We start from the raw sequence: 26,660 nt of genomic DNA, 5'->3' as shown, positions 1-26,660 counted from the left end.
TTTTGCCGGACGTCAGGCCGCCACTTCGGTGCGGTTACGTCCGGCTTTCTTTGCTTTGTAGAGCGCCAAATCTGCCGATTTCAACCACTCGCGATAGTGACTCATTTGTGGGTTCAGCGGCGCAACCCCCACACTAATCCGTAACATCACCTGCGGCGTATTCGGCAGGCGTAACGTATTTAATCCTTCATGCACTCGTAACATGGCGGTAATGGCGCTCTCAGCTGGCGTACCGGACATGATTACCGCAAACTCATCGCCGCCAAACCGACCAATCACATCGCTACCGCGCAGGGTTATTTGTAATTGTCGGGTAAGCGCCACAATCGCTTCATCGCCCACATCATGGCCCCAGGTATCGTTGATGCTCTTGAAATGGTCGATATCGATAATCAGTAATGTCGCATCGCGGTTATGCCGCCGACAGTTATCAAATTCATTGCGTAACATAGTTTCCCAATGACGTCGGTTATACACGCCCGTCATACCGTCGCGGGTACTCATGACCTGCAACCTGCGTTTATGTTCCGCCAGTTTAGTCGCCGTCTGGTAGCTGACCCAGCCAAACAGCAGAGGATAAATGACGATAATGGGAAGGGAGAGCCACCATTCCAGCGGCGCACTATTGAACGACACGGTGATGCCCGTCAGTTCAAGGGTGACAAGACAGGAAACCACCATCAATACCAGACCCGCGACAAACAGACGGGGGCCGCCTGCCCCCATCAAATTCAGACACATAATCATCAACATCGCGGTGGAAGGCAGCACGTTTACGCCCATTACGCCTACCCACATTCCCGCTAATACTGCATCGGTTTTTAAGTTGTAAATTTCCCGGCTAAGCGGATCGACGGCCCTGCTCGCTATCTGCCAGGCTAAATGCGGCCAGACGAACGCCCAGCCGACCAACACCAGCCACCACCAGCCCGGCGGCGGGTGCGAAACCAGCGTTGAAGCAATCGGTAAGAACATGCCAGCCAGGCCAACCGCGCGGGGTAGTCTGACGCGACGGGCGAAGCGCAGCCCGGATCGCTGATGTTCGTTTTGAGGAGTTAAAGGAGGTTCCTCCCCATGCGCCGCCGCTTTTTTGAAAAAGTTTTCATCATTCATTATTTTTGGGAACATTCAGAAACAATTTTCCCAAATTATAGAGACGGGGCTAAAGGCAGAAGTATGAAATTTCGGGTGAGCCATTTTCGTAGCTCACCCGTTAGCACTATCAGGTATCAGGCGGCTTTCTTGAGGCAGGCGCTCATAAACTTATTACGATCATCACCTTTCAGAGATTGTTGCGTTGCTTGATTATTACATTCGCGCATCTTTTGCTGCTGTGGCGTCAAACTTTTTTCACCAGGCGCAGACTTGCTGTTCTTCAGGCAATCACTCATGTAGGTCTTACGAGCATCCCCTTTCAACGCCTGCGCCGTCGCCTGCTGATTACAGGAGGTCATACGCTGTTGTTGCGGGGTTAAGGTTCTCTCGGCAGCGCCGACGGTGGTTAAAAAAACCAGACCGAAAAGCAAGGTAACCAGTAATGTTATTTTCATAGCACCATCCCTCTTCATGTTTTAACCATGAGCGTATGCGCCCGTGATCTGCCATTAAGTCTGGTTGCTAACAGCAAAAAAACCACCCGGCAGCGAAAATTCACTGCCGGGCGCGGTTTTATTTCAGCCCCAGGGCGGCTTTCATGGTGTAGAAGAGATCGGTCTGGTCGGTTAGTCCAACAACATTGGCGGCATGCGGGCCATACGCCGCAATACGCAACTGACTGCCGGTATGTTCTTGTGAATCCTCTTCGGAGTTCCCGTAACTCATCACCATCACTGCGCCATCTTTGGTATTTAGTGCCTGGGTGAGGCCCGGCGCTTTGGTGTCCGGCGCGACAATCTGGCTGGCGTGGGCGTGATCAGCGGTGACTATGACCAGCGTGTTGCCATCCTTTTTAGCGAATTCCAGCGCACGTTGTACGGCTTCATCGAGATCGACCGTCTCGCCAATTTGCCCACAAGGATTCGCAGCGTGATCCTGTTTATCGATGGATGCACCTTCAACTTGCAGGAAAAAGCCTTTCTCATTTTTACTCAACAATTCAATGGCTTTGTCGGTCATCTGCGCCAGGGTCGGTACGCTGTCATTACGTTGCGGATTAGGCGTACAGGTAACTGCGGGCTTGTCGATATTGCCGTGGTACGTTGCTTTCGGTCCTAGCCAGCGCACTGGCATATTGCCGTCAGCAAACAGGCCAAGCAGGGGTTTTTGCTGATTCGCTTCCGTCACCGCATTTAGCGATGCAGCATCACTCACCAGCTGATAACCACGCGCCTGTGCCTGTTCACGCAGCGTTTTTCCCTGCCATTCGCCAGCGGTTGCCGTTTCAGCAAAGGTTTTTGCGCCGCCGCCAAGCGTAACATCGGCACGGGCGTTAAGCAGCTGTTCGGTAATCGATCCTCTCCCGCCTTTTTCCAGAGCGTTATCCGGACATTTTTCACTGGTCGCGCTCGGACCGTAGCATTTGCGCGAGGTCACATGCGCCACCAGCGCGGCGGGCGTGGCATCCTGCAACTCTGCGGTAGAAACGTTACCGGTCGCCAGACCTGCGGCTTTTGCCATTTCCAGAATCGTTGGGTGATCTTTTTCGTGAATATCGACGCCCAGCGCACCGTTATAGGTTTTGACACCAGTTGACCAGGCGGTTGCTGATGCAGCCGAGTCGGTAACGTAGTCCGGTTTGCCGGTTTTTTTATTCAGCGCATAGTGTGTGTATTGTCCGGTAAGCGGTAAGGCATCGATACCTTTAAAAAAGCCGCCCGCACCTTCGGCATAATTGCGTGCAGCAGTAATTTCCGAGTCCCCCATCCCATCGCCAATCAGCAAAATAATATTTTTGGCAGGTTTATCGCTAAGAGAATCACGCAGAGCGGCGGTCTGATCACCCGTTAAGCGGCGAGCACCGCCGGGTGCAGTAATATCTCCCTGAGCAGCCCGGTTTTCCAGAACAGGCATTTCTGGTGTCCGGGCTTTTGTCACAGGGGTAAACAGTAACGGTAAGAGTGCCAGTGCAATAGTGCTTTGTTTCACTTTATTTTCTCCATGTACAAATACATTAAAAAATAAAAACAAAGCGACTATAAGTCTCGGCCGTGACAGCTTTATGACAGCTGTTGAAAAGATTAACTTTTTACTGACGAGGATGCTTCAATAACTTCTTTACATAATTGCGCAGCAGCTCCGTATCGTCGTCAGGAATGCTGGCATCGGGCTTTACCTCGTACAGCGCCCCCTCTACCTGATCAATCAACCTTTGTTGGTCATTTTGCGCCATATTGCGAAGCATTGCAGTGACGATAATCTCCAAAGCTTCTACCTGCGCGCACAGTTCTTTCGACTCTTCTTCTTTTTGGGCAAGCTTAAATAACAACTCAGCAATGAGATTTTTCATGTCTGTATTTCCTTATCCAAAGTATGGAGAAGTTAACATTATGTTTCACAACTTCATAGTGTCTGGAAGTATTATTTTTATGACAAAGGAAATACTTTGCGCAAATATTTTTTGTTTGATTACCAGCGAAACGTTTCTCTTATTTTAATAATTACCCACACAAAATATAGGCTTTTAATTATCAACCTTTATTATAAATAAAAGTTATGAAATATATTCTCTTCGTAAACTTATAATTAAGAGAAAAAAACTCACTGCATGGCCATACAAGCCAGGAATAAATTAGCTTCCCGTTCATCATTTTTGTGATCTTGCGCACATCATTGAGATAACGCGCTTTCTTCACCAGTACGTTGCACGCTTTGTCAGCAGAAGATTGCAACATTCTGTCAGAAGGCCGCGAATCCCCCGTTTTGTCGTGGTAATGTATGCACTTTGTGTTAGACGGGATAGGTTTTTAAGATGGAAAAACTGCGGGTAGGAATCGTTTTTGGTGGTAAATCAGCGGAACATGAAGTGTCTCTGCAATCGGCAAAAAACATTGTCGATGCCATTGATAAAAGTCGCTTCGACGTTGTGCTGCTGGGCATTGATAAACAAGGGCAATGGCACGTCAGCGATGCCAGCAATTATCTGCTAAATGCAGACGATCCTGCCCATATTGCGTTGCGCCCTTCGGCGACCAGCCTTGCGCAGGTGCCTGGTAAACATGAACATCAGCTTATCGACGCGCAAAACGGTCAGCCGTTGCCGACGGTGGATGTCATTTTCCCGATTGTCCACGGTACGCTGGGCGAAGATGGTTCCTTGCAGGGAATGCTGCGGGTCGCCAATTTACCGTTTGTAGGTTCTGATGTTCTGGCTTCAGCGGCCTGTATGGATAAAGATGTCACCAAACGTCTGCTGCGCGATGCCGGGCTGAACATTGCGCCATTTATTACCCTGACGCGCGCTAATCGTCACAACATCAGTTTTGCCGAAGTGGAGTCTAAACTGGGGTTACCGCTGTTTGTAAAACCGGCTAATCAGGGCTCTTCTGTTGGTGTCAGCAAAGTAACCAGTGAAGAACAGTACGCAATTGCCGTCGATCTGGCGTTCGAGTTCGACCATAAAGTGATCGTTGAGCAAGGGATCAAAGGTCGTGAGATCGAATGCGCAGTTCTGGGCAACGACAATCCGCAAGCCAGCACCTGTGGCGAGATCGTACTCACCAGCGATTTTTATGCCTACGACACCAAGTACATTGACGAAGATGGCGCGAAAGTGGTAGTTCCGGCAGCCATTGCGCCAGAAATCAACGATAAGATCCGGGCGATTGCCGTTCAGGCTTATCAGACGTTGGGATGCGCAGGCATGGCGCGTGTAGACGTGTTTTTAACCCCAGAGAACGAAGTGGTGATCAACGAGATCAACACACTGCCTGGCTTCACCAACATCAGTATGTATCCGAAGCTGTGGCAAGCCAGCGGTCTGGGTTACACCGACCTGATCACCCGTTTGATTGAGCTGGCGCTGGAGCGTCACGCTGCGGATAACGCATTGAAAACCACAATGTAATATTTAAACGCCCGATAATATTCTTATTGGGCGTTTTCAGTTTCTTCATCGCGACGACGAATAATCAGCCCCGCCAGCCAGAAACTAATCACCCACGTCACCAGACCGACGGCATAGGTCTGCCAACCTTTTGCTTCAAATCCCAGTAACCCCACCACGCCATTAAGAATGAATATAAGGCCAATGGCGAACGCATAGTAGTGCCAGTCACGGCGGATTTTTACAGGCAAGTTCATGGCAGCTCCGTTAACGAAAAACAACATCCTTGCATATTCTGCAACATCCGTCTGTGGCGTAGACAACATTTCCGTAATTGTTAATAAATTTAACTTAAGGTTGTCATTTTGTGACTTACGACGAAGATTCACGCTTCGGGAATATTCCCAACATCAATTTACCATGATTCTGATATTGACAATCTTAATGACCTGTCAGACTTGCCATAAGCCGCTGGTATCACACCAGAAGAGAAGCAGATGACTTCCGGAGGTTTTTATGGCTGATTTCACCCTGTCAAAATCGCTGTTTAGCGGAAAATATCGCAATGCCTCTTCAACGCCTGGCAACATTGCCTATGCGTTGTTTGTGCTGTTTTGCTTTTGGGCTGGGGCGCAATTGCTGAACCTGTTAGTGCATGCGCCCGGCGTCTATGAGCGCTTAATGCAGGTCCAGGAAACAGGTCGCCCACGGGTGGAAATTGGTTTAGGTGTCGGCACCATTTTCGGGCTGATCCCGTTTTTAGTAGGCTGCCTCATTTTTGCAGTAGTGGCGCTATGGCTGCACTGGCGACATCGCCGCCAGTAAGATTTACTTGCCAGATAGGACCTAAAACGCTTTATCTGGCATGACATTCCTGTTTGATCACTGTTTCATACAACGCGCCCGCCGTTCGTCTACGCGCTTCGCAAACCAGGCCGTAGTCAGGTTGCGGGTGATTTTCGGGCTTTCCAGTTGAATGCCAGGCAACATTTCGCGGGGTAGTGATTTACCCGTTTTCGCTTCGGCAAGTTGATAAACTTTCTTGTACAGCGCCGTCTCCTCAAAAGAGAAGCTGTCCCCTTTCTCTAACTGGCGGCGAATTTCACTGTCACTCATCCCCAGTTTTCCCGCCAGTTTGCGCGTTGCCAGTTCGGTTTTCCCGGGCTCTTTACTGTCGTAACGAATTAAATCACCGTCCAGTGCCAGCTTCACGCCGCTGGCTTTACTGACCGCGTTCTGAAACGCGGCATTACGGCTGGCGTACCAGCCAGCGTTAAAATCAGCAAAACGGTATATCGGCGCGCTATAGCTGGCGGGATAATTCAGTAAATGGTAAGTACCAAACCACAACCCGCCGCGACGACTGAAGACTTCCTGACGGACTGTACCGTCCATTTTCCACGGATACCCTTTGGTATGCTGTTCGGCAAAGGCAATGCTGACCTGCATCGGCCCACCGGTGCGCACCGGATTAAGCGAACCAAACAACGTCTGCCCCATTGGCACCATGCTGATCAGATCGTCAAAAATCGCGCTCAATTGCTTTTCTGTACGCACCGAATCTAACCGTTCGCTATAGCTTTTGCCGTTTGGCGATTTGATTTTTAGCGCGGTATGCACCAGAAAAGCAGGAATGTGCATCCGTTCAGCACGACGGTCAATCTCTTGCCAGGCGATCTTGCTTAAGCCCGGAACGGCTGGATCTGCCTGATAATTTGACTCCTGCTGCGCCACCGCCAGCACCGAGCAGACGTTTTCCAGCGTCGGTGCCAGCCCCTGACTTTCAAACGTGGTGGCGAGATCTTTCGCCCAGGCATCGCGGTCTTTCACGCTCGCAGGCATCTTCTGCCGCACGACGCTCGCCACATCTATCGCTTTTTCGCCCTTTTTCAACGGTTGCGGAGCCTGACTACTACACCCCGCTAAAACCAGAACCGCCAACAATGACAGCGAAGATAGATGATTGACGCGCGACATTACTTCTCCTTTTTAGCTCAAGGTATGGGTTACTTCCTGAATTTTGTCACCATCCAGCTCATGTTCAAAGCTGCGCAGACGTTTGTAGATAGACATCAACTCAACCAGTGTGGTCCATGAGTTAATCAGGTACTGGAAAGCTCCGCGAACCTGACCAAAAACGTTGGTAATCTGCGTCATCAGGCCGAGCGTAATCGTACCGGCAACAATTGACGGAAACAGCAAGAACAAACCGAAAACGTTATCGACCTGCAAATAGAGAATGCGGGCGATGTTGAAATACATATAGTGAAAATAGAGGCGGAAATAGTTTTTCCGTACGGCGCTAAACAGCTCGCGTACCGTAGGCGGCGTCGCGCGCGTGGCATCGTCTTCACCATAAACCAGCTCTTTACGGTAGGCAGCCTCTACACGCTGGTTTTTAAACTCCAGCCCCGGCAGTTTGATCCCTACCACTGCCAGTAATCCGGTCCCCATCAGCGACCAGACGATAGCGGCAATCACCAGACCATACGGAATGTGCCCGACAATCGGCAGCTCCGGCACATGCGCGGAGAGCGTTACCAGCACCGGCAGGAAGGCGATCAACGTCATGATAGCGTTGATAAAGCTGACGCCCATATTCTCCAGCGTTGAAGCAAAACGCATGGTGTCTTCCTGCACGCGTTGGGCGGCACCTTCGATATGACGCAGTTGTTGCCAGTTCGCCATGTAATATTCGTTCATCGCTGTACGCCAGCGGAACACGTAGTGACTGACAAAGAAGTTGTTCAGCACACTGATCACTACCGCGATCAGCGCAATCCCCAGAAAGACGCCCACTTCGCGGTAAAATTGTTCGATGGTGACTTTATGCGGCGAACTTAGCGCGGTTTGAATCAGATCATAGAACGGCGCATACCAGGCGTTGACGGCGACCCCGACTTCCACCAAAAACCAGGTGACGAAGATGATCAGTGCAGTACCGAGTATTGACCAATATTGCCAACGATGCGGGCTGTAGATAAACCAGAACAATGCAAAAAGTCCTACGCAAACAATGTAGTAAGCGTAAAAAATCAGGAAATCTAACGACCAGAAACGCGCGGCGCTAATCGGGATCTGCCCGGAAGCTCCGGTGATACGCGCCACCCAGTCACCCCCACCTGCTTGCCAGAAGATAACGGCAATCAATGCCCAAACAAAGGCCGAGAGAAAAAACGGTCCCGGCTTTGGGAAAAAAGACTTAAACATATGCACTCCTGCTAACTTCTTATCGTTTTAACAACTGCTGTGTATTAACCGCATGACCGCTACAAAGCGTCAGCCAAATGAAACCGCCCATTGTGACCCATAGCAAGGCGCTTAGTTCGCCAGCCTGAGCATAAGAATTGTTTCGACGGATTTCACAAACCAAAGATTGTTTACATAATCGGATTAACACGCGCAGGATCACAAATGCAGGCATTGGTGAGCAGGAAAAAGATCGTGTTTACGCGCCGTTACGTTTTTAACACTATTATTGCACTAATTCGCCCTTTGCAATCCATCAATGAGTAGTATAAATACGCTCAGTTACCTTCATTCAATCTATGGACACCACCGTTGAAACGTAGTCTGCTTTTTTCTGCCGTGCTGTGTGCGGCGTCATTGACCTCCGTCCATGCGGCGCAGCCGATCACTGAACCGGAGTTCGCCTCTGATATTGTCGATCGTTATGCCGATCATATTTTTTACGGCAGCGGTGCCACGGGGATGGCGCTGGTTGTTATCGACGGTAACCAGCGCGTCTTTCGCAGTTATGGCGAAACGCGACCTGGTAATAACGTTCGCCCGCAGCTGGATTCGGTCATACGTATTGCTTCCCTCACCAAGCTAATGACCAGTGAGATGCTGGTGAAATTGCTCGACCAGGGGACCGTGAAGTTAAACGATCCGCTAAGTAAATATGCTCCGCCAGGCGCACGCGTGCCAACCTACAATGGGACGCCCATTACGCTGGTGAATCTGGCAACCCATACCAGCGCCCTGCCCCGTGAACAGCCCGGTGGCGCGGCACATCGTCCGGTATTTGTCTGGCCAACGCGCGAGCAACGCTGGAAATACCTTTCCACTGCCAAACTAAAAGCCGCGCCGGGCAGCCAGGCCGCGTACTCCAACCTCGCATTCGATCTGCTGGCAGATGCACTGGCGAATGCGTCCGGCAAGCCTTATACCCAGTTGTTTGAAGAGCAGATTACCCGTCCATTGGGGATGAAAGACACCACCTACACCCCCTCGCCGGACCAGTGCCGCCGTTTAATGGTTGCAGAGCGCGGTGCCAGTCCATGCAATAACACGCTGGCGGCAATTGGCAGCGGCGGCGTCTATTCCACGCCTGGCGATATGATGCGCTGGATGCAGCAGTATTTGTCATCTGATTTTTATCAGCGCAGTAACCAGGCTGATCGCATGCAGACGTTGATTTATCAGCGAGCGCAGTTTACAAAAGTGATTGGCATGGATGTCCCCGGCAAAGCGGATGCGCTTGGTTTAGGCTGGGTATATATGGCCCCGAAAGAGGGTCGTCCAGGGATTATTCAGAAGACAGGTGGTGGTGGCGGTTTCATTACCTATATGGCGATGATCCCGCAGAAGAACATTGGCGCATTTGTGGTGGTCACTCGTTCGCCATTGACGCGCTTTAAAAATATGAGCGATGGCATCAATGACCTGGTGACCGAACTGAGCGGGAATAAACCGTTGGTCATCCCCGCGTCCTGATTAATACTCTGAAGGCAAACGGTTGATAGCGACCAGTTTGCCTTTATTCATTTCGATATAGCCGCCTTTACGTAAAGCAGCGAGAACTTCTGCGACGACAGAACGCGATATGCGTGTACGTTGATGGATATAATTCATCACACCAATACGTGAGCGTAATTCTTCATTCCAGTCAATCATTGATAATAACGTTGCGCGGATTTGTTCGTAGGAATTATGCCCAATGAGCTGTACGTCACGTAATTCCAGAATTCTATTTTGCCAGGCTAACCAGTAAAAAGCGTCTCGCCAGAGTTGATTTTGTTCAATAAGGGTGATGGTTTGTTTGGCTGGTAGATGATATCCCGTACAATTTCCTTCTGATATTAATTTGTATGGTATATCGTTTTTCATTAAACCATCAGCCAGTCCCATAATATAAGGAGCCTGGGTAATACCGATAAGTACGTTTTCTTCTCTACGCAGAGAGATAACGCCCTCTAAAATAACGAAAGTATCTTCGCTATTGACATCACTTGAAAATATAACTTGCTTTTCATTATTAAACTCGAAGCGCGTGCCATATCTGGACAAACATTTATCGAGCTTACCAAATTCCTGAAGAGGTTTAACTACAGATAACATTTGCGCGTCCTTTGCAGTAATGCCCGTCAAATCCTTGACGGGCATTATTTAGATTAAATAACCTATTTCTTCAGAGTGAAGAATATTACCAGGTATATTTAACACCCACGTTCGCGGACCAGTCTTGATCTACGTCACCACCACCGAGGTAGTTAGCATCGGTATAGGCGCTGAAGTTCTTGGTGAAGCTGAACTGAGTACCCAGACCAACACGTACCGCAGACCCTTCAGTACCGTTATCGATGGAATCACCGTTCACATCGTTATCGTTGTTAGAGTCGTCGTAGACGTAAGCCAGTTTGAAGTACGGAGTCAGAGCCTGGTCTTCGCTGTAGGTGAAGGTATAACCTGCATCTACACCCAGTTCATAACGCATGCTGTCGTAAGACTGACCGTCAACTTTCATGTTGTTGCTCAGCTGGTAGTCATCACCAGACTGGAACAGACCAGAAATGCTGCCGTAAGGAGTCACGTAACCAGCATCACCCAGTTTGAAGTCGTAACCGGCTTTCAAACCGAAGCCCCAAGCGTCGGAGTTGGTGCTACCGTCAACGTAAGTACCGTTGCTCATGGTTGCAGACAGGTCGTTGTTGAAGTGAGAGTAGCTCAAGCTACCATCAACAAAGACGTTGTTCGCGAAGTGAGCAGAAGAGTAGATGTAGGCAGTCTGGCTGTCTTGATCCACCTGACCAGAACGGTCATTCATGTCACCTTTAGCGAAGCCTGCAGCCGCACCGACGATCCACTTAGCGTTGTTACCATCAATTTTGGTATCAACACCAACCATGATGCCGTTAACATCCTGATCATAGTTGATGGTGCCGTTGTCGCCGTTGAAGTTGCCACCGAAGTAGCTTACCCATGCGCCGCCGTTATCAGCCAGGCCATGACGAGAGTTGGTCAGACGAGTACCAACGGTGTCTTGTTCCAGGTTCCAGATATTGGTGTTCGCAGACGGGATGCTCAGCGCCATGTTAGCGTAGTCGGTCAGCTCCATCTGTTGCAGAACAACGGTGTTACCACGCTGTTCAGCCTGATAGGTGTATGCACCCAGGTCAGCTTTGTTAGCAGCAGAGAAGGTTGCGTTGCTGTTTTTGTCGTTAACGTAGATCAGCTCGTTGCCGTTGTAGTCAGCGATAGAACCAGCACCAGTAGCGTTGTCGATACGAACTTTGTAGTTACCGGTTGCAGCTGCAACATGGTCACCGTTGTTATCAACTTCGTTCTGACCAGCTTCGATAGAAGCAGTGTTGTCGTTATCGCCGTTACCGTTAATGGTCAGGTGACCATCAGAGTTCATTGCGATTAAACCATAACCGTAGTTTGACTTGGTAGTATCGTTGGTACGGTCGTTGGTCAGGTCGGCATCAAGTACGAAGCGGTTGCTTTCGATGTTGAACACACCAGCGTGAATGTTACCACTGGTATCAGTAGTGCTGGTCAGGTTCAGAGTATCAACCTGCAGAGCATTCGCCGCAGTGTTACCGACATTCAGAATACCGTCGTTAGTCACTTTGATGTTGTTGGCATACAGAGCAGCATCACCTACAGCCCAACCAGCAGAAACTTCATCAGAAATGGTTACGGTACTGTTGTCGACAGTCAGTGAATCAGTTGCAACATGACCATCTTCGTTGATGTTCAGCGCAGAAAGACCTGTCAGAGAGATAGAGTCAGAAATCAGCGTTGAATCAGCAACATTAACCGTTGAACCACTGTTGATGCTCAGAGTATCAATCAGAGAAGTTTTGGTGGTATCCCACTGTGAACCGGTGTTCAGGGTCACATTGAACAGACCGCTCTGGTAAACTTCGTTACCGATGATGTGATCAAATTCGCTGTATTCAGAGTCGCTGTTTTCTACACCAACAGTTGATGAAGGCCACAGGCTGTTAGCTGCGATGTCGATCAGAGTTGCAGTGGCTTCAGTATTGATTCCATATGTATAGGAGTCATTTACACCATCGTCATCGGTATCAACACCAATCTGATGCGCAGACATTGCCGCACCGACCCACTTGCTGCCATTGTTCAGGGTCAGATCCAGGCGATCAGTACCATCCCAACCGTTAGTATCTACATCACCGTCAGCATCACGATAGCTATCACGACCATGCGGGAAGAAGTTCTCATCAAAGTTACTTGAGAAGAATACATCGCCCATCAGTGTGGAATTATCGAATGTTGCAGTGGTTTGCATGGCGTTATCAGCAGCAGGATGTGCAATAACAGCTAATGCGATATCGTCAGCGTTCCAACCTTTACCATTGTAATCGCTGGCATTACCTGTATTACCGAACCAACCAGTTGTACCTTCATCAGTCCATGAACCAGAGGTCACGGTTGAATCTTTAACAGTGATGGTGTTATTAAACACTTCGCTGCTGTTTACACCAGTGCTGACAGTGTTGTCGTCGATATCTTCCCACTCATAACCCTGAGTCAGCGTAATACCTGCTACATGAGAGTTATTAGAGATGGACAGATCAACTTCCTGATCCAGAGTGATGGCAGTACCAATGTTAAATACATTTACAACATGAGTGTCAGCGGCATTATTGTAGGTGCCGTTATATGTGTAGTGTTCGTAGTTGTCATCGATCGTTGAATTATCAACGGTCAGCGCCAGACGATCATGGTAGTAGTCATTCGCACGATCAGCACAATCAGTTGTCATGCACTCGGAATAAATCATGCCGTGAATAGTGCTGTTTTTGATTGTCAGGCTATTGGCGTTGGTATTAGTAGAAATACCGTCATCCAGATAGTAGGTAGAAATCACGCCGTTAACGGTAGCGTTATTAATGACCGGATAGATATCGCCGTTGTAATAACTATCAGCGGCATAGTTATTCCAGCCTACATAACCATCATAGTAAACGTCATCAGCATAGGTGGCGTCGTTGTAGTGATGGAAAGTATTGTAAGTTTGACCAGAAATATCGTTGGTCGCTGCATTAGCCTGAGAGGTGATAGCCAGAGTGCAAGCCAATGCTAATTGTGATACTACAAGTTTCTTTTTCCAGGAGTGCATTTGTCATCCCTCCTCAGGGACGTAATAAGTTGATCCATCAATTATCAATGCATAGAAAACATCTTATGTTTCGCGTTGACGATTATGCGGCGTTATAGAGGAATGGTTCAATTATTCTTTCCCCGAAGTCCGGTTACGGACATATATAAAGCACGGAGGAACACACAAAGAAAAAATTGATAAAGGCTTGATGTTTCAACAAGTTAACAGGAGTTCCATTTTTAAAGCATATGCATTTAAAATATCAAACACACAAACCAGACAAATAATCTATCAATAATCAATGAACTTTAAATCATTCCGTTTTTGATAACGCAACCGAATTCGTAAAAACAATAATCGAGGGATATAAATAAAAATTAAAAATATTTTCAGTGAATATAAAATTATTGCTATTTCTATTACAAAGATGTCCTGGCCTCTCTTCCATTCTCTTCTTGTCAACATCGCGACAACTTTCGTAAAACATCCCCACCCTGCTTAAGGTATACTATGCCCCTCGATTCCACAAAAATCAGGCAGACCATGACAGATTTAATCCAACGCCCTCGTCGCCTGCGCAAATCTCCTGCGCTGCGCGCTATGTTTGAAGAGACAACACTTAGCCTTAACGACCTGGTGTTGCCGATCTTTGTTGAAGAAGAAATTGACGACTACAAAGCCGTTGAAGCCATGCCAGGCGTGATGCGCATTCCAGAGAAACATCTGGCACGCGAAATTGAACGCATCGCCAACGCCGGTATTCGTTCCGTGATGACTTTCGGCATCTCTCACCATACCGATGAAACCGGCAGCGACGCCTGGCGGGAAGATGGACTGGTGGCGCGGATGTCGCGCATCTGCAAGCAGACTGTGCCAGAAATGATCGTCATGTCAGACACTTGTTTCTGTGAATACACTTCTCACGGTCACTGCGGTGTGCTGTGCGAGCATGGCGTCGACAACGACGCGACTCTGGAAAATTTAGGCAAGCAAGCCGTGGTTGCAGCTGCTGCAGGCGCAGACTTCATCGCCCCTTCCGCCGCGATGGACGGCCAGGTACAGGCAATTCGCCATGCGCTGGACGCTGCGGGCTTTAAAGATACGGCGATTATGTCGTATTCGACCAAGTTCGCCTCCTCCTTTTATGGCCCGTTCCGTGAAGCTGCCGGAAGCGCATTAAAAGGCGACCGCAAAAGCTATCAGATGAACCCAATGAACCGTCGTGAGGCGATTCGTGAGTCACTGCTGGATGAAGCCCAGGGCGCAGACTGCCTGATGGTGAAACCAGCTGGAGCGTACCTCGACATCGTGCGTGAGCTGCGTGAACGTACTGAATTGCCGATTGGCGCGTATCAGGTGAGCGGTGAGTATGCGATGATTAAGTTCGCCGCGCTGGCGGGTGCTATAGATGAAGAGAAAGTCGTGCTCGAAAGCTTAGGTTCGATTAAGCGTGCGGGTGCGGATCTGATTTTCAGCTACTTTGCGCTGGATTTGGCTGAGAAGAAGATTCTGCGTTAATGTTCATTATGCCGGGTTATCCAACCCGGCATTTCCCCCTTACCCCGCCCGATAAAACGGTTTATCCCCAAGGATCGTCGCCCGATGCATTATCCGCCGCTGTGGCAGGTAATCCGCATTGGCATAGTGCTGGGTTACGCGGTTATCCCAAATCGCAATATCATTTGGTTGCCAGCGCCAGCGCACCTGAAACTCCGGTTTGGTGATGTGGGCAAATAAAAAGCCCAGCAAGGCTTCGCTCTCTTTCTCGCTGACATCAACAATTCGCGTGGTAAAGCCTTCATTCACAAACAGCGCCTGTTTACCGCTCACCGGATGCGTTCGCACCACCGGATGTAGCAACGGCGGATTTTTCGCGACCGCCTCGCGCCAGCGTTGATGCTCCTCCTCGGTTTTGCGGTATTTGTATTCCGGGAACGATTTACGGAAATCATGCTCCGCACGCAGCCCGCTCAGCAGCTGGCGGAAGGGAACAGAGAGCGCCTCATAGGCCGCAATACCGCTGGTCCAGAGCGTATCGCCGCCGGTCGAGGGTAACTCTTTTGCCGCCAGAATCGCCCCTGCGGGTGGCGTTTCAATAAATGTCACATCGGTATGCCAGTTGTCGTTATCCGGCGGATTATCGTTATGAGTATCCAGCACGATGATCTCGTCAACCCCTTCGGCATGAGGGTAAACAGGGTGAATATGCAGTTCGCCAAAACGCTGGGCCAGCACGCGTTGCTGCTGCGGCATAATAGCTTGTTCGCGCAGAAACACCACCTGATGGCGCAGCACCGCATGGTAAAGCTGTTCAAACTGATTATCGCTTAACGGGCGCGTCAGGTCGGCACCCGAAATTTGTGCGCCAATATACGGCCCCAGCGGGGTAATGCTCAGACGTTCACTCATTGTACTTCTCCATGCCAGGGCGTCAGGCGGCGCTGTAACGCGCGCAAACCCAGTTCTAAAAGAAAAGCGATAATCGCAATCACCGCGATCCCCGCCAGCACCACGTCAGTCACGAGAAATTCACCCGCTGACTGAACCATAAATCCTAAACCGCGCGTCGCGGCAATCAGCTCCGCCGCTACCAGCGTAGACCAGCCCACACCCAGACCAATGCGTAATCCGGTGAGGATTTCCGGCAGCGCGCCGGGCAAAATGACAAACCACAGCACCTGCGCACGACTGGCACCCAGCGACTGGGCGGCACGAATGCGAACCTGCTGCGCGCTTTTCACCCCCGCCAGCGCCGACATCGCCACCGGTGCAAAAATCGCTAAATAGATCAGTAAGATCTTCGAGGTTTCACCAATACCAAACCAGATCACCATCAGCGGCAAATAAGCCAGCGGCGGCACCGGACGATAAAGCTCGATTATCGGATCCAGAATGCCGCGCACCGTCGGGCTTAGCCCCATGGCGATCCCGACCGGAATACCGATCAACACCGCCGCGAGTAGTGCCAGCAAAATGCGCGTCAGGCTGGCTGCAAGATGCTGCCACAGGGTGGCGTCCATAAATCCCTGCGGCCCGGCAATGGTGAGCAGTTTTGCCAGTACCTGTTGCGGTGGCGGCAAAAACAGCGGGCTAATCAGGTGCAGCGCCGCGACTGCCCACCATACAGTGAGCAAAACCGCTAACGTGCCAATGCTTAAGGTCACCTGACGCGAGAGCGGCCAGCGCCATTTCAGCCGATGCGAATGCAGTTTTTCATTAATGAGCACACTCATGAGAACGCCTCCCGTTGCTCAAATACGCGGCTTAAAACATATTCGCGCATGGCGATGAATCGTGGATCGGACTTGATGCTGCGGCTCGACTCTCCCGCAACAAAGCGGCGAGCAAAGTTGAGCGGCAGCCGCTCCAGCACGCGGCCAGGGCCGGGTGAAAGCAGAACCAGTTCAGTCGCCATAAACACCGCTTCTTCTATATCGTGGGTAATCAACAGCACCTGCTTGCCCGTCTCCTGCCAGAGTTTCAGCAGCAGGGTTTGCATCTGGTCGCGGGTGAAGGCGTCCAGCGCGCCAAACGGTTCATCGAGTAATAACAGCTGGGGATTCGCCGCCAGCGCGCGGGCAATCCCTACCCGCTGACGTTGACCGCCGGAAAGCTGCCAGATATAGCGTTTTTCTGCGCCTTCCAGCCCCACTTTTTTCAGCATCTGGTGCGCGATTTCCAGGCGCTGTACTTTCTCTACACCTGCCAGTTGCAGGCCGAACGCCACGTTGTCTACCACATTACGCCACGGCAACAGCCCTTCATTCTGAAAAACCACGCCCCGCTCTGCGCCCGGTCCCTCAATGCGTTTGCCCGCCAGTTGAATACTGCCGTGCTGATAAGGCACAAAACCGGCAATCAGATTCAGCAGGGTGGTTTTACCGCAGCCGGACGGCCCCAGCACCACCAGTAGCTCGCCGCTTTCCAGCGTCAGGTTGATATCTTCCAGCGCCGGTTTGCCGCCATAATCGGCATAGAGATGAGAGATTTGCAGCATCTGCGCCTCCTTTTATTGCACGAAGCGCGAGGTCACGTACTGGCTGTAATCTTTCGCTACAGCCGGGACTTTGCCCTGCTCTTTCAAAAACTGCGCGGTGTCGATGATCGCTTTGTTCACCGGTCCGGTCAGTTCTGCCGTTTGCTGCTGCGGCGTCAGATAGGTATTCCCCTTCACCAGCCCCGGAACGTCACCTTCAGGTACGCCGCTTAAACGTGCCAGTTTGCTGATGTTTTCCGGCTGTTTCAGCCACGCGTCTGGATTAGCAATGTACGGTTGTTGAGCATCGATGGCGCTTTTAGCGAACGCTTTCACGACCTCAGGATGTTTCTCGGCAAAATCTTTGCGCACCACCCAGACGTCCAGCGTTGGCGCGCCCCACTGCCCAACCTGTTCAGAATCGGTCAACACCTTGCCGTCTTTTTCCAGGGCGTTAACCGCCGGTGCCCAGACATAAGCACCATCAATGTCTCCCCGTTGCCATGCGGCGATAATCGCGGGTGGCTGCAGGTTCACTATCTCCACTTGTCCGGGTTTTATACCCCAGTGTTTCAGCGCCGCCAGCAGGCTGTAGTGGGTGGTGGAGATAAACGGTACGGCGATGCGTTTGCCAATGAGATCTTCCGGTTTGCTGATAGTTTTCTTTACCACCAGCGCTTCGGAGTTACCCAGTTTTGACGCCAGTAAGAAGACTTCAATCGGCACCTGTTGGCTGGCTGCCACCGCTAATGGGCTGGAACCGAGGTTACCGATTTGGACATCGCCTGAAGCCAGCGCCCGCACGATGCTGGCTCCGCTGTCAAACTTGCGCCAGTCCACCGTCGCCCCGCTCTCTTTAGCAAAGGTGTTATCAGCCTGAGCCACTTTCGCCGGTTCAGCGGAGGTTTGATAGGCCACGGTGACGTTCACCGCCTGTGCCTGAAAAGCGATGAATGCCAGTGCGGCAAGAAGTGTGTTACGCGATGAAATTGCCATGATTGTCTGCTCCCCTGTCTTGTTATAGGAGCAGTATTCAGGAATAAAAACATTCATTAAAAGAATTAGTCGTTATCGCACAGATGATTTTATTCTTAGCAAAAAAGTGGCAAAGGAAAGATTAAATATGCAATTACACCCACTCTGACAATTCAGTAAGTTACTGCACTTCATTTTTATTAATGCATAAACAAGCAGAACATAATGTCTTTTATTTTATTAACAGCAATACATATAATGAAATCATTATATTCACATTGCATATATAACTGTATCATTCTCAATCAACCACATAATACATTCACATAATGTATATAATCCATATTTGTGCCTAGAACATATTTTTAATATGTAATTAATTGACAAACTAAATCACATCTAAATACAATATATAAAACAAAATAACTATACAAACCAAACACACAAACACTTAACATATGAACTACATAAAAGATTACGCAGTCGTATCCCCGTACCTGAAAGCCCCTTATTTTTCAGCTATCAGTAATTTTTAACACTTAAAAATTAGCATCTGTCTGTGCCAGAGATTACGTCTCTGCGGGCATCGTTGTGCTTGTAGTATAATAAATAAAATGGAGTGTCATTAAGTGGATAAGGTTTTAGATTCAGCCATCCTTTCTTCGGCAAATAAAAGAAAGGGTATCCTTGCTATTGGCGCACATCCTGACGATATAGAATTGGGCTGTGGCGCGTCGCTTGCTCGTCTTGCGCAAAAAGGAATTTATATCGCAGCCGTGGTGATGACTACCGGCAACTCTGGCACAGATGGAATAATCGATCGCCATGAAGAATCGCGCAACGCCCTAAAGATATTAGGGTGCCACCAAACTATTCATCTTAATTTTGCTGACACCCGCGCGCATTTGCAGCTCAATGATATGATTTCCGCCCTGGAAGACATCATTAAAAATCAAATTCCTTCTGATGTTGAAATCATGCGGGTATATACCATGCATGATGCCGACCGCCATCAGGATCATCTTGCTGTTTATCAAGCTTCAATGGTTGCCTGCCGAACTATTCCACAAATTCTCGGCTACGAAACCCCAAGCACCTGGCTTTCATTTATGCCTCAGGTTTTTGAATCCGTTAAAGAAGAATATTTCACAGTCAAACTTGCTGCATTAAAAAAACATAAAAGCCAGGAACGACGCGATTATATGCGTCATGATCGCCTGCGTGCAGTTGCACAATTTCGCGGGCAACAGGTCAATAGCGATCTGGGTGAAGGCTTTGTAATTCATAAAATGATTCTTTGAGCAAATTGCATGAAAACCTGGATATTTATATGTATGGCCGTAGCAATATTGCTATGGTTCCTGAGTACGTTAAGGCGTAAGCCCAGCCAAAAAAAAGGTTGTATTGACGCCATTATACCTGCGTATAACGAAGGCCCGTGTCTGGCACAGTCACTGGATAATCTACTGCGTAACCCTTATTTTTGCCGGGTAATTTGCGTTAACGACGGCTCCACGGACAATACCGAAGCGGTCATGGCGGAAGTCAAACGCAAATGGGGCGACCGCTTTATTGCCGTCACGCAAAAAAATACCGGTAAAGGTGGTGCGCTGATGAATGGCCTCAATTACGCCACCTGCGACCAGGTTTTTTTAAGTGATGCCGACACCTATGTTCCGCCCGATCAAGACGGAATGGGCTATATGCTGGCAGAAATAGAGCGCGGTGCTGATGCCGTAGGCGGCATTCCCTCTACTGCGTTGAAAGGCGCGGGTCTGTTACCGCACATCCGCGCGACCGTAAAGTTGCCGATGATTGTTATGAAGCGCACGCTACAGCAGCTCCTGGGCGGCGCACCGTTTATTATCAGCGGTGCCTGCGGGATGTTCCGTACTGATGTATTGCGTAAGTTCGGTTTCTCCGATCGTACTAAAGTCGAAGACCTTGATCTCACCTGGACATTGGTGGCAAACGGCTATCGTATTCGGCAGGCGAATCGCTGCATCGTATACCCACAGGAATGCAACAGCCCGCGTGAGGAGTGGCGTCGCTGGCGGCGTTGGATTGTGGGCTACGCGGTCTGTATGCGCCTGCATAAAAGGCTTTTATTTAGCCGCTTCGGTATCTTCAGTATATTTCCTATGCTGTTGGTTGTGCTTTATGGCGTTGAGATTTATCTCACTACCTGGTTTAATGAATTCATTACCACCGGGCCGCATGGTGTGGTGTTGGCAATGTTTCCGCTTATCTGGGTCGGCGTAGTTTGTGTTATTGGTGCTTTTAGCGCCTGGTTTCATCGTTGCTGGTTGTTGGTGCCTTTAGCACCGCTTTCCGTTGTGTATGTATTATTAGCTTATGCCATCTGGATTATTTATGGACTTATTGCCTTTTTTACTGGACGCGAACCTCAGCGCGACAAACCCACCCGCTATTCCGCACTGGTGGAAGCGTCAACCTCTTATTCCCAACCTTCTGTCACAGGAACTGAAAAACTTTCTGAAGCTTAATGTTAAAGAGAAAAATATTCAGATTGCAGACCAGGTAATTATTGATGAAACTGCAGGTGAAGTTGTTATCGGCGCGAATACCCGTATTTGTCACGGTGCCGTTATTCAGGGTCCGGTAGTGATTGGCGCAAACTGCCTGATAGGTAATTATGCGTTTATTCGTCCTGGCACAATAATCAGCAATGGCGTAAAAATTGGCTTCGCCACCGAAATTAAAAATGCGGTTATTGAAGCGGAAGCAACGATTGGTCCGCAATGCTTTATTGCCGACTCGGTAGTTGCAAACCAGGCATATTTGGGCGCACAAGTACGAACCAGTAATCATCGTCTGGATGAACAGCCCGTGTCTGTTCGAACTCCCGAGGGAATTATCGCTACCGGATGCGATAAATTAGGTTGTTATATCGGGCAGCGTTCACGCCTTGGCGTACAAGTTATTATTTTGCCTGGGCGAATTATTTCCCCGAACACGCAACTTGGCCCGCGCGTGATTGTAGAACGTAATTTACCTACCGGAACTTATTCACTCCGACAAGAACTTATCCGTACAGGAGATTAAAATGATAAAACGGACGTTATTAGCGGCGGCCATTTTTAGCGCATTACCCGCTTATGCCGGGTTAACTTCCATTACCGCGGGCTACGATTTTACCGATTATTCTGGCGATCATGGCAACCGTAATTTAGCGTATGCTGAACTGGTGGCGAAAGTTGAAAACGCAACGCTGCTTTTTAATCTTTCCCAGGGGCGTCGTGATTATGAAACTGAACATTTCAATGCCACTCGCGGTCAGGGTGCGGTCTGGTATAAATGGAATAACTGGCTGACAACCCGAACGGGTATTGCCTTTGCGGATAATACGCCGGTCTTTGCCCGCCAGGATTTTCGTCAGGATATTAACCTGGCACTGTTGCCAAAAACGCTTTTCACGACCGGTTATCGCTACACTAAATATTACGATGATGTCGAAGTCGATGCCTGGCAAGGCGGCGTATCACTCTATACTGGCCCGGTGATCTCCAGCTACCGCTATACCCATTATGACTCCAGCGATGCAGGTGGTAGTTACAGCAATATGATTTCCGTGCGTCTGAATGACCCGCGCGGCACTGGTTATACGCAACTATGGCTAAGCCGCGGAACAGGCGCTTACACCTATGACTGGACGCCAGAAACACGCTACGGCAGCATGAAGAGCGTCAGTTTGCAACGTATTCAACCGCTGACTGAGCAACTTAATCTCGGGCTGACGGCAGGTAAAGTGTGGTACGACACCCCAACTGATGATTATAACGGTCTGCAATTTGCAGCCCATCTGACCTGGAAATTCTGATTGCTTCTGCCGCCCGCTATCCGGGGCGGCCTTCCCTGCCGATTAGCCCCCCCTTTCCTCTTTGTTTTCCGACCACATTCACCGGATAAATTTTATTCTCCAGTGTTATATACTATAGGGGGGTATGTATTGACATATGGCATACCCCCCTATAGTATATTGCGTGCAGATGATGAGGTGCGAAATGCCCAGTACTCCGGAAGAGAAGAAAAAGGTCCTTACTCGAGTTCGTCGTATTCGGGGGCAGATTGATGCTCTGGAACGGTCGCTGGAGGGTGATGCCGAATGCCGTGCCATACTCCAACAGATCGCTGCCGTTCGGGGCGCGGCTAACGGGCTGATGGCAGAAGTGCTTGAAAGCCATATCCGGGAAACGTTTGACCGAAATGACTGCTACAGCCGCGAAGTCAGCCAATCCGTTGACGACACTATTGAACTGGTTCGTGCCTATCTTAAATAGCTGAATCTATTACCATATTGAGGAAGAGCGAGAGATGAAATCACGTGCTGCCGTTGCATTTGCTCCCGGTAAACCGCTGGAAATCGTTGAAATTGACGTTGCACCACCGAAAAAAGGTGAAGTGCTGATTAAAGTCACCCATACCGGCGTTTGCCATACCGACGCATTTACCCTCTCCGGCGATGACCCGGAAGGTGTATTCCCGGTAGTTCTCGGTCACGAAGGGGCCGGCGTTGTGGTTGAAGTCGGTGAAGGCGTAACCAGCGTCAAACCTGGCGACCATGTGATCCCGCTTTACACCGCAGAGTGCGGCGAGTGTGAGTTCTGTCGTTCCGGCAAAACCAACCTCTGTGTTGCGGTTCGCGAAACCCAGGGTAAAGGCCTGATGCCAGACGGCACCACCCGTTTTTCTTACAACGGGCAGCCGCTTTATCACTACATGGGATGCTCTACATTCAGTGAATACACCGTGGTCGCGGAAGTGTCTCTGGCCAAAATTAATCCAGAAGCAAACCACGAACACGTCTGCCTGCTGGGCTGTGGCGTGACGACCGGTATTGGCGCGGTACACAACACGGCTAAAGTCCAGCCCGGTGATTCTGTTGCCGTATTTGGTCTTGGCGCGATTGGTCTGGCAGTTGTTCAGGGCGCGCGTCAGGCGAAAGCGGGACGGATTATCGCTATTGATACGAACCCGAAGAAATTCGATCTGGCGCGTCGCTTCGGTGCTACCGACTGTATTAACCCGAATGACTACGACAAACCGATTAAAGATGTCCTGCTGGATATCAACAAATGGGGTATCGACCATACCTTTGAATGCATCGGTAACGTCAACGTGATGCGTGCGGCGCTGGAAAGTGCGCACCGCGGCTGGGGTCAGTCGGTGATCATCGGGGTCGCGGGTTCCGGTCAGGAAATCTCCACCCGTCCATTCCAGTTGGTCACTGGTCGCGTATGGAAAGGTTCCGCGTTTGGCGGCGTGAAAGGTCGTTCCCAGTTACCGGGTATGGTTGAAGATGCGATGAAAGGTGATATCGATCTGGAACCGTTTGTCACGCATACCATGAGCCTGGATGAAATTAATGACGCCTTCGACCTGATGCATGAAGGCAAATCCATTCGAACCGTAATTCGTTACTGATTGCCCGCAGGTTTACCCCGTCCAGTTCAGGCGGGGTTCTTAATACTCTCCCCGGGCAGCCGTCCGGGGGATTAACCGTGAGATAATGACTGATGGAACTCATTGAAAAACATGCCAGCTTTGGCGGCTGGCAAAATGTGTATCGGCATTATTCCCCATCACTGAAATGTGAAATGAATGTCGGCGTCTATCTCCCACCAAAAGCCGCAAGTGAAAAATTGCCGGTGTTGTACTGGCTTTCAGGGCTGACTTGCAACGAGCAGAATTTCATTACTAAATCGGGGATGCAGCGTTACGCGGCGGAGCACAACATTATTGTTGTTGCGCCAGACACCAGTCCGCGAGGCAGTCATGTCGCAGATGCTGACCGTTACGATCTCGGGCAAGGTGCCGGGTTTTACCTGAACGCAACGCAAGCGCCGTGGAATGAACATTACAAAATGTATGACTATATCCGCAACGAGCTGCCGGATTTAGTGATGCATCATTTTCCGGCAACGACCAGAAAGTCTATCTCAGGTCATTCTATGGGCGGGCTGGGCGCGCTGGTGCTGGCGTTACGTAACCCAGATGAATATGTCAGCGTCTCGGCGTTTTCGCCCATTGTCTCCCCATCGCAAGTACCGTGGGGACAGCAAGCCTTTACCGCATATCTTGGTGAAGATAAAGAAGCCTGGTTGGATTACGACCCGGTGAGTCTTATTTCACAAGGTCAACGCGTTGCGGAAATCATGGTTGATCAGGGGTTGAGTGATGATTTTTACGCAGAACAGCTGCGGACTCCAAATCTTGAAAAGATCTGCCAGGAGATGAATATCAAGACGTTAATCCGTTATCACGAGGGTTATGATCACAGCTATTATTTTGTCTCCAGTTTTATTGGCGAGCATATTGCCTACCACGCCAATAAACTGAATATGCGTTAATAATAGTGCACGATTGCCGGATGCGGCGTGAACGCCTTATCCGCCTACATTTCGCCCGCAGGCCGTAGGCATGATAAGACGCGCATAGCGTCGCATCAGGCATCTACGTACGACTTATCTATGTTTACCACATCAAATCATCAGGCACTTTGAAGTCGGCATACGGGTCGTCTTCATCCTGCTCTTCGGCACTGAGCGCGCTGTGCAACACAATACTGCTGGCATCACGCTGAGCAATTTTATCGGCAACGCTGGCGGGAATAATGGCGTATTCACCTTCGCTATTGTTATCGAGCAACAAGCGGGCAATCGCCAGACGACCATTAATCAACTGCGCCTGTGTGAGCTTATCGACAAAAATCTTCTTAATCAGATTGCCGTCAGTGAAGTTAAAACCAATATCGCCATTGGCAATGGTGATTCGGTTCATTTCAATGAGCTGCTTCACCTGAGCTTTATATTCTTTCGCCAACGCCGCTTGTTTTTGTTGCTCGCTAAGCTGTTTATCACGCTCAAGCTGTGCCTTTTTATTTTCTTCTACCGCCGCCCGAGCTTCACGCGCCTGAACGCGCGATTTTTTCGCCGTTCTCTCGACCTTCGCCGCTTTTTTGCTGGTGACTAATCCTGCTTTGAGCAACTGCTCTTGTAAGGTAAGTTTTGCCATCTTTGTTTCCAAACCCGCTGAATAATTTTTAGCGAGTATACCTGTAAACGCCGTAGGTGTATTGGGGGCAAGTCCCTTTCGCCCCTACTTAATAAGGCGCGTCAGGCATCGGCGCACGGCTGCATTCGTGATCTCCGACTCATCAAAATAAACACCGCCAACCCAGCAACAAGAATACCCGGTGCAGAAGCGGCCATTACGCCGACCGTGCCAGTGCCTAATGCCAGCATTTTCCCGGCCAGTAACGGACCGCTCATAGCCCCCAGACGCCCTACCGCCACGGCGGTTCCCACACCTGTTGCGCGGATCTGCGAACTGTAAAACAACGGTGCCAGGGCATACAAAAAGCTTTGCCCACCTGTCGCAAACAACCCCGCGACGAATCCCGCCAGCAACATACCGTTAAATGACGACACCGTTCCCAGCGCCAGCAGCGAAGCTAACATGCCGCTATAAATCAGTAGCGACATGGTTACTGGACGCAGCTTATCCATCAATGCGCCCAACATTAACGTCCCGCTTGCCGCCCCCATTTGCAGTGCAAACATCACCCCTGCCGCCTGCGATGGCTGGAATCCTTGCTCCACTAAAAGCAGCGGTAGCCAGTTGATCAACATGTAGACCACCAGCAGAGTGAAGAAATAACACAACCACAGCAGCAGCGTCGCGGTGGCCGTTTCTGGCGCAAATAACGCACGCAGTGGTGGCGCAGCCTGTTTTTCGCCAGCGAAAACCGCCGACTCCGGCAGCCAGCGCATTAATAGTGGTACCAGAATCAACGGCACTACACCACCGACCCAAAACACCGTTTGCCAGGCTAAGTTTGCCCCCGCGAAACCCAGTGTCGCCGCCAGCGCCGCGCCAATGGGGACACCGCAATACATCAGGCTCACTGCCGTCCCACGAAAACGTGGACCCGCGGCTTCAGACGTCAGGGCGATAAGATTCGGCAACGCCGCCCCCAGCCCGACACCTGTCATCAGCCGCGCAAAGACCAGTGAGGGGAAATCCCAGGCAATCGCCGTTGCCAGTGAGAACAAACCAAACAGCGCAACTGAGCTAATTAAAATACGCTTACGACCATAACGGTCCGCCAGCATTCCGCCAACCAGCGCGCCGGGTAGCAAACCGAGTATTCCGGCGCTGAATATCCAGCCCATTTGCATTTTATCGAGTGCGAAAGCCTGGGCGATGCCACCCGCCGCAATGCCAGCCGCCTGAAGATCCAGTCCTTCCATCAGAGCGACCAAAAAACAAAGCCCGATGGTCAGCATCAGGCGGGATGAAGATGATGAAGGGATACGAGTCGACATAAGATGAACCTCGTTGCGAGT

27 protein-coding genes are annotated in these 26,660 nt (G+C 50.1%); 11 read left to right on the top strand and 16 right to left on the bottom strand.

The annotated features are described in order from the left end of the window. Positions 1-12 precede the first annotated feature (12 nt). The 5 genes from adrA to ACJHX3_RS16135 all read right to left on the bottom strand — a co-directional run bounded on the left by adrA (position 13) and on the right by ACJHX3_RS16135 (position 3,830). Complete coding sequence (adrA, locus tag ACJHX3_RS16155; RefSeq protein ID WP_000484041.1) at positions 13-1,128, bottom strand: diguanylate cyclase AdrA; 1,116 nt, start codon at positions 1,126-1,128, stop codon at positions 13-15. A 101-nt stretch (positions 1,129-1,229) separates the two neighbouring features. After that, complete coding sequence (gene psiF / locus ACJHX3_RS16150; protein WP_001295332.1) at positions 1,230-1,550, bottom strand: phosphate starvation-inducible protein PsiF; 321 nt, start codon at positions 1,548-1,550, stop codon at positions 1,230-1,232. 118 nt (positions 1,551-1,668) lie between these two features. After that, the gene (gene phoA / locus ACJHX3_RS16145; RefSeq protein ID WP_001445682.1) at positions 1,669-3,084 is read right to left on the bottom strand and encodes an alkaline phosphatase; all 1,416 of its coding nucleotides are present in this window, start codon (positions 3,082-3,084) and stop codon (positions 1,669-1,671) included. Between the two features lie 100 nt (positions 3,085-3,184). After that, the gene (gene iraP / locus ACJHX3_RS16140; protein ID WP_000792975.1) at positions 3,185-3,445 is read right to left on the bottom strand and encodes an anti-adapter protein IraP; all 261 of its coding nucleotides are present in this window, start codon (positions 3,443-3,445) and stop codon (positions 3,185-3,187) included. 181 nt (positions 3,446-3,626) lie between these two features. Continuing rightward, a complete protein-coding gene (locus ACJHX3_RS16135; RefSeq protein ID WP_000942026.1) occupies positions 3,627-3,830 on the bottom strand; it encodes a hypothetical protein in 204 nt (67 codons plus the stop codon). A 77-nt stretch (positions 3,831-3,907) separates the two neighbouring features. Here ACJHX3_RS16135 and ddlA point away from each other — a divergent pair, with 77 nt between their 5' ends. Then, positions 3,908-5,002, top strand: a complete 1,095-nt coding sequence (ddlA, locus tag ACJHX3_RS16130; protein WP_000413677.1) for a D-alanine--D-alanine ligase — start codon at positions 3,908-3,910, stop codon at positions 5,000-5,002. Between the two features lie 23 nt (positions 5,003-5,025). Here ddlA and ACJHX3_RS16125 read toward each other — a convergent pair whose 3' ends face one another. Beyond that, on the bottom strand, positions 5,026-5,238 hold the full coding sequence (locus ACJHX3_RS16125) for a DUF2754 domain-containing protein (protein ID WP_001295334.1): 213 nt from the start codon (positions 5,236-5,238) through the stop codon (positions 5,026-5,028). 259 nt (positions 5,239-5,497) lie between these two features. On the opposite strand from ACJHX3_RS16125, the gene ACJHX3_RS16120 reads away from it, so the two are divergent. Then, complete coding sequence (locus ACJHX3_RS16120; protein ID WP_000763151.1) at positions 5,498-5,806, top strand: YaiY family protein; 309 nt, start codon at positions 5,498-5,500, stop codon at positions 5,804-5,806. Positions 5,807-5,863: 57 nt separating this feature from the next. On the opposite strand, the gene yaiW is transcribed toward ACJHX3_RS16120, so the two are convergent. Both yaiW and sbmA read right to left on the bottom strand, forming a co-directional pair. Further along, positions 5,864-6,958 carry a surface-exposed outer membrane lipoprotein YaiW gene (gene yaiW / locus ACJHX3_RS16115; RefSeq protein WP_000092043.1) on the bottom strand — a complete coding sequence of 365 codons (1,095 nt, stop codon included), beginning with the start codon at positions 6,956-6,958 and terminating at the stop codon, positions 5,864-5,866. 12 nt (positions 6,959-6,970) lie between these two features. Beyond that, positions 6,971-8,191: a peptide antibiotic transporter SbmA gene (gene sbmA / locus ACJHX3_RS16110; protein WP_001308435.1), complete on the bottom strand. Its 1,221-nt coding sequence runs from the start codon at positions 8,189-8,191 to the stop codon at positions 6,971-6,973. 351 nt (positions 8,192-8,542) lie between these two features. Here sbmA and ampH point away from each other — a divergent pair, with 351 nt between their 5' ends. Then, entirely contained in the window at positions 8,543-9,700 is a 1,158-nt protein-coding gene (gene ampH, locus ACJHX3_RS16105; RefSeq protein WP_000830732.1) for a D-alanyl-D-alanine-carboxypeptidase/endopeptidase AmpH, read from the top strand. Here the strand turns inward: ampH and iprA are convergent, their stop codons facing one another. Continuing rightward, complete coding sequence (iprA, locus tag ACJHX3_RS16100) at positions 9,701-10,324, bottom strand: hydrogen peroxide resistance inhibitor IprA (protein ID WP_001295817.1); 624 nt, start codon at positions 10,322-10,324, stop codon at positions 9,701-9,703. Positions 10,325-10,409: 85 nt separating this feature from the next. Continuing rightward, on the bottom strand, positions 10,410-13,358 hold the full coding sequence (gene ehaB / locus ACJHX3_RS16095) for an autotransporter adhesin EhaB (RefSeq protein WP_024041813.1): 2,949 nt from the start codon (positions 13,356-13,358) through the stop codon (positions 10,410-10,412). A 525-nt stretch (positions 13,359-13,883) separates the two neighbouring features. On the opposite strand from ehaB, the gene hemB reads away from it, so the two are divergent. Beyond that, positions 13,884-14,858, top strand: coding sequence for a porphobilinogen synthase (gene hemB, locus ACJHX3_RS16090; RefSeq protein ID WP_001389855.1), 975 nt, complete (start codon positions 13,884-13,886; stop codon positions 14,856-14,858). Positions 14,859-14,897: 39 nt separating this feature from the next. Here the strand turns inward: hemB and tauD are convergent, their stop codons facing one another. Genes tauD through tauA form a run of 4 tightly spaced genes read right to left on the bottom strand, consistent with a single transcriptional unit; the run spans position 14,898 to position 18,312 of the window. Further along, a complete protein-coding gene (gene tauD, locus ACJHX3_RS16085; RefSeq protein ID WP_094308322.1) occupies positions 14,898-15,749 on the bottom strand; it encodes a taurine dioxygenase in 852 nt (283 codons plus the stop codon). Further along, on the bottom strand, positions 15,746-16,573 hold the full coding sequence (gene tauC, locus ACJHX3_RS16080) for a taurine ABC transporter permease TauC (RefSeq protein WP_024229751.1): 828 nt from the start codon (positions 16,571-16,573) through the stop codon (positions 15,746-15,748). Before tauC ends, tauD begins: the two co-directional genes overlap by 4 nt. Continuing rightward, entirely contained in the window at positions 16,570-17,337 is a 768-nt protein-coding gene (gene tauB, locus ACJHX3_RS16075) for a taurine ABC transporter ATP-binding subunit (protein ID WP_000939387.1), read from the bottom strand. The genes tauC and tauB overlap by 4 nt, the downstream gene beginning before the upstream one ends. 12 nt (positions 17,338-17,349) lie before the next feature. Continuing rightward, complete coding sequence (tauA, locus tag ACJHX3_RS16070) at positions 17,350-18,312, bottom strand: taurine ABC transporter substrate-binding protein (protein WP_001389854.1); 963 nt, start codon at positions 18,310-18,312, stop codon at positions 17,350-17,352. A gap of 608 nt (positions 18,313-18,920) precedes the next feature. Between tauA and ACJHX3_RS16065 the strand changes: the two genes are divergently transcribed. The 7 genes from ACJHX3_RS16065 to fghA all read left to right on the top strand — a co-directional run bounded on the left by ACJHX3_RS16065 (position 18,921) and on the right by fghA (position 24,662). Then, a complete protein-coding gene (locus ACJHX3_RS16065) occupies positions 18,921-19,592 on the top strand; it encodes a PIG-L deacetylase family protein (RefSeq protein WP_000362012.1) in 672 nt (223 codons plus the stop codon). A 9-nt stretch (positions 19,593-19,601) separates the two neighbouring features. Next, complete coding sequence (locus ACJHX3_RS16060; RefSeq protein WP_094321701.1) at positions 19,602-20,798, top strand: glycosyltransferase; 1,197 nt, start codon at positions 19,602-19,604, stop codon at positions 20,796-20,798. Next, positions 20,776-21,357, top strand: a complete 582-nt coding sequence (locus tag ACJHX3_RS16055) for an acetyltransferase (RefSeq protein ID WP_072146072.1) — start codon at positions 20,776-20,778, stop codon at positions 21,355-21,357. The genes ACJHX3_RS16060 and ACJHX3_RS16055 overlap by 23 nt, the downstream gene beginning before the upstream one ends. Before the next feature lies 1 nt (position 21,358). Continuing rightward, entirely contained in the window at positions 21,359-22,132 is a 774-nt protein-coding gene (locus tag ACJHX3_RS16050; RefSeq protein ID WP_000596081.1) for a YaiO family outer membrane beta-barrel protein, read from the top strand. Positions 22,133-22,316: 184 nt separating this feature from the next. Next, positions 22,317-22,592 carry a formaldehyde-responsive transcriptional repressor FrmR gene (gene frmR, locus ACJHX3_RS16045; protein ID WP_001141271.1) on the top strand — a complete coding sequence of 92 codons (276 nt, stop codon included), beginning with the start codon at positions 22,317-22,319 and terminating at the stop codon, positions 22,590-22,592. 34 nt (positions 22,593-22,626) lie between these two features. After that, complete coding sequence (gene frmA / locus ACJHX3_RS16040) at positions 22,627-23,736, top strand: S-(hydroxymethyl)glutathione dehydrogenase (RefSeq protein ID WP_000842102.1); 1,110 nt, start codon at positions 22,627-22,629, stop codon at positions 23,734-23,736. 92 nt (positions 23,737-23,828) lie between these two features. Next, positions 23,829-24,662, top strand: coding sequence for an S-formylglutathione hydrolase (gene fghA / locus ACJHX3_RS16035; protein ID WP_094308325.1), 834 nt, complete (start codon positions 23,829-23,831; stop codon positions 24,660-24,662). Between the two features lie 124 nt (positions 24,663-24,786). Here fghA and ACJHX3_RS16030 read toward each other — a convergent pair whose 3' ends face one another. Together ACJHX3_RS16030 and mhpT are read right to left on the bottom strand one after the other, a co-directional pair. Further along, positions 24,787-25,326 (bottom strand): DUF2058 domain-containing protein, encoded by a 540-nt coding sequence (locus ACJHX3_RS16030; protein ID WP_001096703.1) that lies wholly within the window; start codon positions 25,324-25,326, stop codon positions 24,787-24,789. Between the two features lie 101 nt (positions 25,327-25,427). After that, on the bottom strand, positions 25,428-26,639 hold the full coding sequence (gene mhpT, locus ACJHX3_RS16025) for a 3-(3-hydroxy-phenyl)propionate transporter MhpT (RefSeq protein ID WP_094308348.1): 1,212 nt from the start codon (positions 26,637-26,639) through the stop codon (positions 25,428-25,430). Positions 26,640-26,660: the final 21 nt, after the last annotated feature.

The sequence above is a fragment of the Escherichia sp. WS1265 genome, from assembly GCF_046487585.1.
GTDB lineage: Bacteria > Pseudomonadota > Gammaproteobacteria > Enterobacterales > Enterobacteriaceae > Escherichia > Escherichia coli.
The sequence above is the reverse complement of the archived record's forward strand: the minus strand, read 5'-3'. Positions and strand labels throughout refer to the sequence as shown.